At 55.3% G+C, this 6,769-nt stretch carries 6 protein-coding genes and 2 pseudogenes; 5 read left to right on the top strand and 3 right to left on the bottom strand.

Going from position 1 to position 6,769, the window contains the following annotated elements; genetic code table 11:
• Together QF010_RS32190 and QF010_RS32185 are read left to right on the top strand one after the other, a co-directional pair.
• A partial coding sequence (locus QF010_RS32190; protein WP_429534690.1) for a M10 family metallopeptidase C-terminal domain-containing protein occupies positions 1-453 on the top strand: 453 nt, incomplete at its 5' end.
• A 302-nt stretch (positions 454-755) separates the two neighbouring features.
• Positions 756-1,001 (top strand): annotated as a pseudogene (locus QF010_RS32185) (transposase); the annotation flags it as partial.
• Here the strand turns inward: QF010_RS32185 and QF010_RS32180 are convergent.
• Both QF010_RS32180 and QF010_RS32175 read right to left on the bottom strand, forming a co-directional pair.
• A pseudogene (locus tag QF010_RS32180) lies at positions 995-1,075 on the bottom strand (hypothetical protein); the annotation flags it as partial. The pseudogenes QF010_RS32185 and QF010_RS32180 sit on opposite strands and share 7 nt — an antisense overlap.
• A 53-nt stretch (positions 1,076-1,128) precedes the next feature.
• Entirely contained in the window at positions 1,129-1,479 is a 351-nt protein-coding gene (locus tag QF010_RS32175; RefSeq protein WP_429534689.1) for a hypothetical protein, read from the bottom strand.
• Between the two features lie 312 nt (positions 1,480-1,791).
• Between QF010_RS32175 and QF010_RS32170 the strand changes: the two genes are divergently transcribed.
• Positions 1,792-2,151 carry a cytochrome P450 gene (locus QF010_RS32170; protein WP_429534688.1) on the top strand — a complete coding sequence of 120 codons (360 nt, stop codon included), beginning with the start codon at positions 1,792-1,794 and terminating at the stop codon, positions 2,149-2,151.
• A 302-nt stretch (positions 2,152-2,453) separates the two neighbouring features.
• Here QF010_RS32170 and norR read toward each other — a convergent pair whose 3' ends face one another.
• Entirely contained in the window at positions 2,454-3,977 is a 1,524-nt protein-coding gene (gene norR / locus QF010_RS32165; protein ID WP_429534687.1) for a nitric oxide reductase transcriptional regulator NorR, read from the bottom strand.
• Between the two features lie 160 nt (positions 3,978-4,137).
• On the opposite strand from norR, the gene norV reads away from it, so the two are divergent.
• Both norV and norW read left to right on the top strand, forming a co-directional pair.
• On the top strand, positions 4,138-5,580 hold the full coding sequence (gene norV / locus QF010_RS32160) for an anaerobic nitric oxide reductase flavorubredoxin (RefSeq protein ID WP_429534686.1): 1,443 nt from the start codon (positions 4,138-4,140) through the stop codon (positions 5,578-5,580).
• Entirely contained in the window at positions 5,577-6,710 is a 1,134-nt protein-coding gene (gene norW / locus QF010_RS32155; protein WP_429534685.1) for an NADH:flavorubredoxin reductase NorW, read from the top strand. Before norV ends, norW begins: the two co-directional genes overlap by 4 nt.
• Positions 6,711-6,769: the final 59 nt, after the last annotated feature.

Genomic DNA, 6,769 nt, shown 5'->3' with positions numbered 1-6,769 from the left:
GCGGGCGATGACCAGCTATTCGGCGGCTTGGGCGATGATCTGCTGGCGGGCGGTGACGGTAACGACACCCTCTTTGGCGAGGACGGCAACGACAGCCTCGACGGCGGCAGCGGCTATAACCAGCTGTTCGGCGGTAACGGCAACGACATCTTCCGATTCTCCATAGCTCCCGACTCCAGTACCAGCAACACGGTCATCGGTTTCGCTCAGGGCTCTGACATCCTGGCACTGGACAGCTCAGCGTTTCACCTCAACGGCCAACCCATCGACGCGGTGCTGACCAACGTCAGCGGCGCCCTGACCGAGCAAGCCGGTAATCACCTGGTGTTCAACCAGAGCAACCAGACGCTCTACTACGACGCCGACGGCACGGCCAATGGCAATGCTGTGGCGGTAGTGACCCTGGCCGGAGTGGCGAGCCTGGCGGCGGGCGATGTGCAGCTTTTCACCTAGGCATACGGGGAGTGGGGCAGAGGTGGTCGCTCCGCTCCCTAACCCTCTCCTGTAAACGGGAGAGGGGGCAAGGCCTGTGGCTCAGTGGCGCAGGCTTCCGGGTTGAGCTGCTGGGCCAGCAGCCGGGGTGAGCTGGAACAGATCCGTCAGCAGGTTCAACTGCGGTGGCTGGTTATCCAGCAGCGCCACCAGCACCAGTGGATTCTGCCAGCTCTGGCTGAGGTCGGCTTCCGACCCAGGCTGTGTGAAAACACCTGCAATTGTCTAATCTTCTGATCGTCGAGATCGTATCGGGGGCGATCATGAAGCGATTCATCGAAGGTGAGGCACGGACGCAAGTGACGTTGCTGCCGGAGTATCTGGACGATTACGTAGCCGAAGAAAATCCAGTGCGCGTGGTTGACGTTTTTGTCGATGAACTCGACCTGGGGGCGCTTGGTTTTGAGGGCGTCGATCCTGCCGCAACTGGTCGTCCGGCCTACCACCCAGCGGTGTTGCTGAAGATCTATATCTACGGCTACCTCAATCGGATTCAGTCCAGCCGTCGGCAGACGCTGCGAATGGCTTTGCCGTTGTCCTTGCGAAAGTCGGCGATGTTTTTGAAGTCCGGAAAAAAAGACCCGCAAGCGGGCCTAAAAAGCAGTTCTATTAGTCACATGAAACTGTTTCAGCTTCTTACTCTTCAGATGCCACCAGTCGCGCACCTTTACGCGTGACCTGCTGCCCGACTTCAAAACTCGCATTGGGTGAGCGCACCGTACTAATCTCGCCTTGCGCGTTTTTCACTTCATAAGCGGTTTCAGACTTGCCAATGCCTGCTTGCACCGCACTGCCGGCGAAAAAACCGCCAGTTGCGCCGACTATTGCACCAATCGGGCCGCCTGCCGCGCCAACCATCATTCCGGTCAAGGCGCCGAAACCTTTGCCAGCGGTTGTGTCGGGGACTTCACGGATTATCTGGTCTGCCTGGCATAGCGGAGACAGCAGTGTACACAGGGTAAAACTGAGCGCGATTGAACGAGTCATGAAATTGTCCCTTTGGGGTTGGCGTTAAGTTCGTTATTCAATACACAAAACGGGCCATTAATTTTATTGATTAATATCAAATACTTAAGTAAGCGCATAGTCCATATGACCTAATGCGACAAAGGTCATAATGACAAATAAATAGTCAATATGACTATCTCGACTGATAGCTTGTGCGCGCATGGCTGGACGATTGGTACTTGATGAGTGACTTTGACATGGGGGCGCAGTACCAATGCTAGGGATATTCCGACGCCTCAAGTGCTCAACTAACATTTGTAAGCTGCGATGCCGGTAAAGGCCACAGTTCCGATGCCAGTCGGGCAGGCTGTGTGGGTTTTAGGGATTGAGTCCTTTCTGCCACTAAGCGCGGCTTCGCAGATAATCGATAGCGTCACCCGTGCGATGCGATTTCGCACGTTGGGCGGGCGCACGCTGGCGAAGGGTTCGCGTATCGCCCTCAACTGGGCGTCCGCCAATCGGGACGAAGCGGTCTTTGGAGATCCCGATGAATTTCGCCTCGATCGCGATCCCGCGCTGAACCTGCTCTATGGTGCCGGCATTCCTGTCTGCACCGGTGCACCGCTTGCCAGACTGGAACTACGGATCGTGATGGAAGAACTGCTTGGCGCACCAGCCGGATTACACTGGCGCCGGATAAGGTACCAGTGAACGCGTTTTTCCCTGCCAGAGGGTTTTCTTCTCTCCTGCGGATTCAGAAACCTTCTTCCCAAGCTTTGGGAGCCTGTCTGACCCCCGAGATCCGATGATCCCGGGACAGGCATTTCATGCTGGACGGCTTGGCGGCGATACCTACACGTGGGTCAGCATGATTGACGTCAGCTTAGAGCGGGTAGTGCGTCGGGTAATGCAGCTTCGCAACGCCGGTGTCGGTAGCGGCCTTGACTGACCTGCAATCGGCCAGTCGATCAATGCTTGGTTCTGGCTGAATTGAGCCCGATCGGCCGTGAGTGTTATTTCAAACCAAGCCGCTTTGCCAGTCGGTGCAGGTTGGCCACGTCCATATCCAGCATTCGAGCACAGGCAGACCATTTCCTTGCGCAATTATTCAGTGTGTTTTCAATCAGCTGACGCTGGAAGTCATCCGTCGCATCCCGCAGACCCTGGTCAACGCCGAGGGAAGGAACATCCAGAGCAACAGGTGGCGTATCCATCTGCTCGGGTACTTGATTGAAATGCTGTGCTTCAAGCAGCAGCTCGTCACTTTGCTGGGTCGCGCGAGCAATGATTGTCGCTCGATAAACAGCATGCTCCAGTTCGCGAACGTTGCCTGGCCACGTGTACTGCTTGAGCAAGGACAGACAGTTGGCAGCCAGAGCCACCCGTTTCAATCCCATGCGTTCCCGGCTCTGCTCGCAGAAAAAACCTGCTAGCAACGTGATGTCCTGCTTACGTTCACGCAGTGGTGGTACATGCACAGGAAACACGCTTAAACGGTGGAACAGGTCTGCACGGAACCGATTGTTCATCACCTCCTGCTTCAGATCACGATTGGTCGCGGCAAGCACCCGTACGTTGACCCGCAAGACGTTATCGTCACCGACCCGTTGCAGGTCGCCGTATTGCAGTACCCGCAACAGTTTCGCCTGCAGATTCAGTGACAGTTCACCGATTTCGTCGAGAAACAGTGTGCCGTTATCAGCCATTTCGAACTTGCCGGTGCGATGATGGATAGCGCCTGTAAACGCCCCTTTGACATGGCCGAACAACTCACTCTCAGCCACTGATTCCGGCAGCGCAGCGCAGTTCAGATAGACCACAGACTGACCGGCGCGTGATGAACCTTCATGTATGGCCTTGGCGACCAGTTCCTTGCCGACTCCGGTTTCTCCAGTGATCAAGACGTTCAGGTCGGAACCTGCCACCATTTCGATCTCTCTTTTCAACTGTTGCATGACTTCACTGAGTCCGACCATTTCGGTGCCGGGTTTGCCCGCCGGGATATTACTGATGGAGAGAGGAGTAATGGTCTGACTTTCCAGTTGCTCCACCAGCAATGCATTGGTCAAGGCAGCAGAAGCGAGGGCTCCCACCAGTCGCAGCTCTTCGTCGCTGAAGTGATCAAACTGTGCCGGGTCCATGCCATCGATCGTCAGCGCACCAATCAGTGTCTGGTCCGCGAACAACGGTAACCCGATGCAGGCATGCACTTTGAGGTCCTGCCGGTTCGGTATCAGTCCGTCATAGGGATCAGGCAAATGACTCTCTGCCGGAAAGCGCACCACATCACCGGCGCGAGCGATGGCTTCCAGTCGCGGATGTGCATCAAGCCTGAAGCGGCGCCCCAGAACATCCGGTGCCAGGCCGTCAATCGCCAGCGGACGGAACTGTCGCTGTTCATAACGCAACAAGGCAGAGGCGTCGCAACCCAGCAATTGGCGCAAGGTATTGATCAGACGTTGAAAGCGGTCCTGATGGGAAATGCCGCTTTGCAACTGAATAGCGATGCGTGCCAGGGATTCAACGGAGAGACTCATGTTTTGTCACTTTGACAATGAATTAGTCATAAAGACAGTAATCGGGCAATGTCATATTGACAATCGTTGTTTTATTTGTTCTTCAAATTCAACAGCTTGCTGTCTGGCACGAAGATTGCCGTCTTCGGTGTAGAAGATCATTTCTATACCGAGGTAGGTCATGTCAATTCACGTCAAGAACAACATTCATTGGGTCGGTCAGCGCGATTGGGAAGTGCGGGACTTTCATGGCACAGAATACAAATGCCACAAGGGTAGCAGTTACAACAGCTACCTGATCCGTGAAGAAAAGACCGTACTGATTGATACGGTTGATCACAGGTTCAGCCGGGAGTTCATACAGAACCTGGCGATGGAAATCGACCTGAACACGCTGGACTATATCGTCATCAATCATGCGGAAGAGGACCATGCAGGGGCGCTGACAGAGTTGATGTCGCTGATCCCGAATACGCCGATCTATTGCACCGCCAATGGCGTGGACTCGATCAATGGTCATCACCATCATCCAGAGTGGAATTTCCACGTCGTACATACCGGCGACACCTTGGATGTCGGCAATGGCAAACAGCTGGTTTTCGTGGAAACTCCGATGCTGCATTGGCCGGACAGCATGATGACGTACATGACCGGTGATGCCGTCCTGTTCAGTAACGACGCCTTTGGCCAACACTACTGTGACGAACACCTGTTTAATGATGAAGTGGATCAAAACGAACTGTTCGATCAGTGCCAACGTTATTACGCCAACATCCTCACGCCATTCAGTCGCCTGGTCATTTCGAAGATTACCGAGATCCTCGGTTTCAATCTGCCGGTCGATATGATTGCCACTGCTCATGGCGTGGTGTGGCGTGATAATCCGACGCAGATTGTGCACCGCTATCTGGAATGGGCGGCGGATTATCAAGAGGACCGCATCACACTGTTCTACGACACCATGTCGAACAACACCCGCATGATGGCCGATGCCATCGCACAAGGCATTCACGAAGGCGATCCGGGTGTGGCGGTGAAGATTTTCAACGTCGCGCGCCACGACAAGAATGAGATCCTGACCAACGTGTTCCGCTCAAAAGGTGTTCTGGTGGGCTCGTCCACCATGAACAACGTCATGATGCCGAAAGTCGCCGCGCTGCTGGAGGAAATAACCGGTCTGCGTTTTCGTAACAAAAAGGCTTCGGCGTTTGGCAGTTATGGCTGGAATGGTGGGGCGGTAGACCGTATCCAGACGCGCTTGATGGACGCTGGTTTTGAAACCGCGTTGGCGCTCAAAGCCAAGTGGCGGCCGGATGGTGACTCGCTTGAGGTTTGCCGGGCTCATGGCCGCGAAATCGCTCGTCAATGGGCACTGCATCCATCGACGGACGCACCAGTCGCACGACCTGCAACCACTGTAACTGCCCAGGCAGAACCCATCGCGGACAACGGCCCGCGCATGCAGTGCAGTGTCTGCCAATGGATTTACGACCCGGCGATCGGCGAGCCGATGCAGGACGTGCAAGCCGGTACGGCCTGGTGTGATGTGCCTGATTACTTCCTGTGTCCTGATTGTTCACTGGGTAAGTCGGTATTCGATGAGCTTGCTTCGGAGGCGAAATGAACAAGGAAATCGTCATTGTGGGCTCCGGCTTCGCGGCTCGTCAGGTGGTCAAGAACTTGCGCCGGCTCGATGCAGCGGTGCCCATTCGGTTGATCGCAGCAGACAGTTGCGATGAGTACAACAAGCCCGACCTGAGTCACGTCATCAGCCTCAATCAGACAGCGGACGACATGACTCGTCAGTCTGCTGCGGAGTTTGCCGAGATGTATCGGTTGACCCTGAATGCTGGTTGCCAGCTGATTGCAATTGATCGCGAGAACAAGCTTGTCAGCGCCGGTAATGAGTCATTCAGTTACGACAAACTGATTCTCGCCACGGGTGCGCAAGCCATCGTTCCGCCGATTCCCGGACGGGAGTGGATGGTGACTTTGAACAGTCAGCAAGAATACCGTCATGCACAACATGCTCTTAGAGCGGCAAAGCGCGTACTGATCCTGGGGGCCGGCTTGATTGGTAGTGAACTGGCCATGGACGTCAATCGTGCCGGAAAGCAGGTGGTACTGATGGATAAGTCCTGCAGCCTGCTGGCATCGTTGCTGCCTGTTGAGGTGAGCAGCCGCCTGCAGCACCGGTTATGCCAGATGGGTGTCGAAATGGTGTTCAACCAGGCTTTGGACTCCATTGAAAGGAGAGACGATAGCCTGTTGGCGACTTTGTCCAATGGCCGGCAAATCTCCACCGATGTGATCATTGCCTCAATCGGATTGAACCCTGATACGACGTTAGCGGCGCAGGCTGGCCTACGGGTTGATCGTGGCATTGAAGTTGATGAACGCATGTGCACCTCTGACCCACACATATTTGCCGTTGGCGATTGCGCGCAAATCCAGGGCAAGCTGCTGCCGTTTCTACAACCCATTCAGTTAAGCGCCATGACCCTGGCGCGTAATGTGCTGGGTGGCGATGAGCAAGTGAAGTTCCCGGCGATGCTGGTGAAGATCAAGACCCCGGAAATGCCTCTGCACCTGGCCGGAGAAACCAACCGGAAGGACTTGCAATGGCAGATCAGCCTTGAGTCACAGGGGCTGGTGGCCAGAGGGCTAGACATGGCAGGGCAACTGCGGGCGTTCGTCGTCAGTGAAGACCAAATGAAGCAGGCCTTTGCATTGCTGCGTCAACTCGCGTTGTAAATCAAACAGGTAGAGCTCAACCAGATCGTCCAGTCAGGCTGAGGGGGCTGCTGAGGCCT

Source organism: Pseudomonas silensiensis (assembly GCF_050434865.1).
Taxonomy (GTDB): Bacteria; Pseudomonadota; Gammaproteobacteria; order Pseudomonadales; family Pseudomonadaceae; genus Aquipseudomonas; species Aquipseudomonas fluorescens_W.
The sequence above is the reverse complement of the archived record's forward strand: the minus strand, read 5'-3'. Positions and strand labels throughout refer to the sequence as shown.

Bases quoted from the DNA above. Each gene is read 5' to 3' on its own strand.
- QF010_RS32175 (WP_429534689.1), bottom strand. From the start codon at position 1,479: ATGACTCGTTCAATCGCGCTCAGTTTTACCCTGTGTACACTGCTGTCT.
- QF010_RS32170 (WP_429534688.1), top strand. From the start codon at position 1,792: ATGCCAGTCGGGCAGGCTGTGTGGGTTTTAGGGATTGAGTCCTTTCTG.
- norR (WP_429534687.1), bottom strand. From the start codon at position 3,977: ATGAGTCTCTCCGTTGAATCCCTGGCACGCATCGCTATTCAGTTGCAA.
- norV (WP_429534686.1), top strand. From the start codon at position 4,138: ATGTCAATTCACGTCAAGAACAACATTCATTGGGTCGGTCAGCGCGAT.
- norW (WP_429534685.1), top strand. From the start codon at position 5,577: ATGAACAAGGAAATCGTCATTGTGGGCTCCGGCTTCGCGGCTCGTCAG.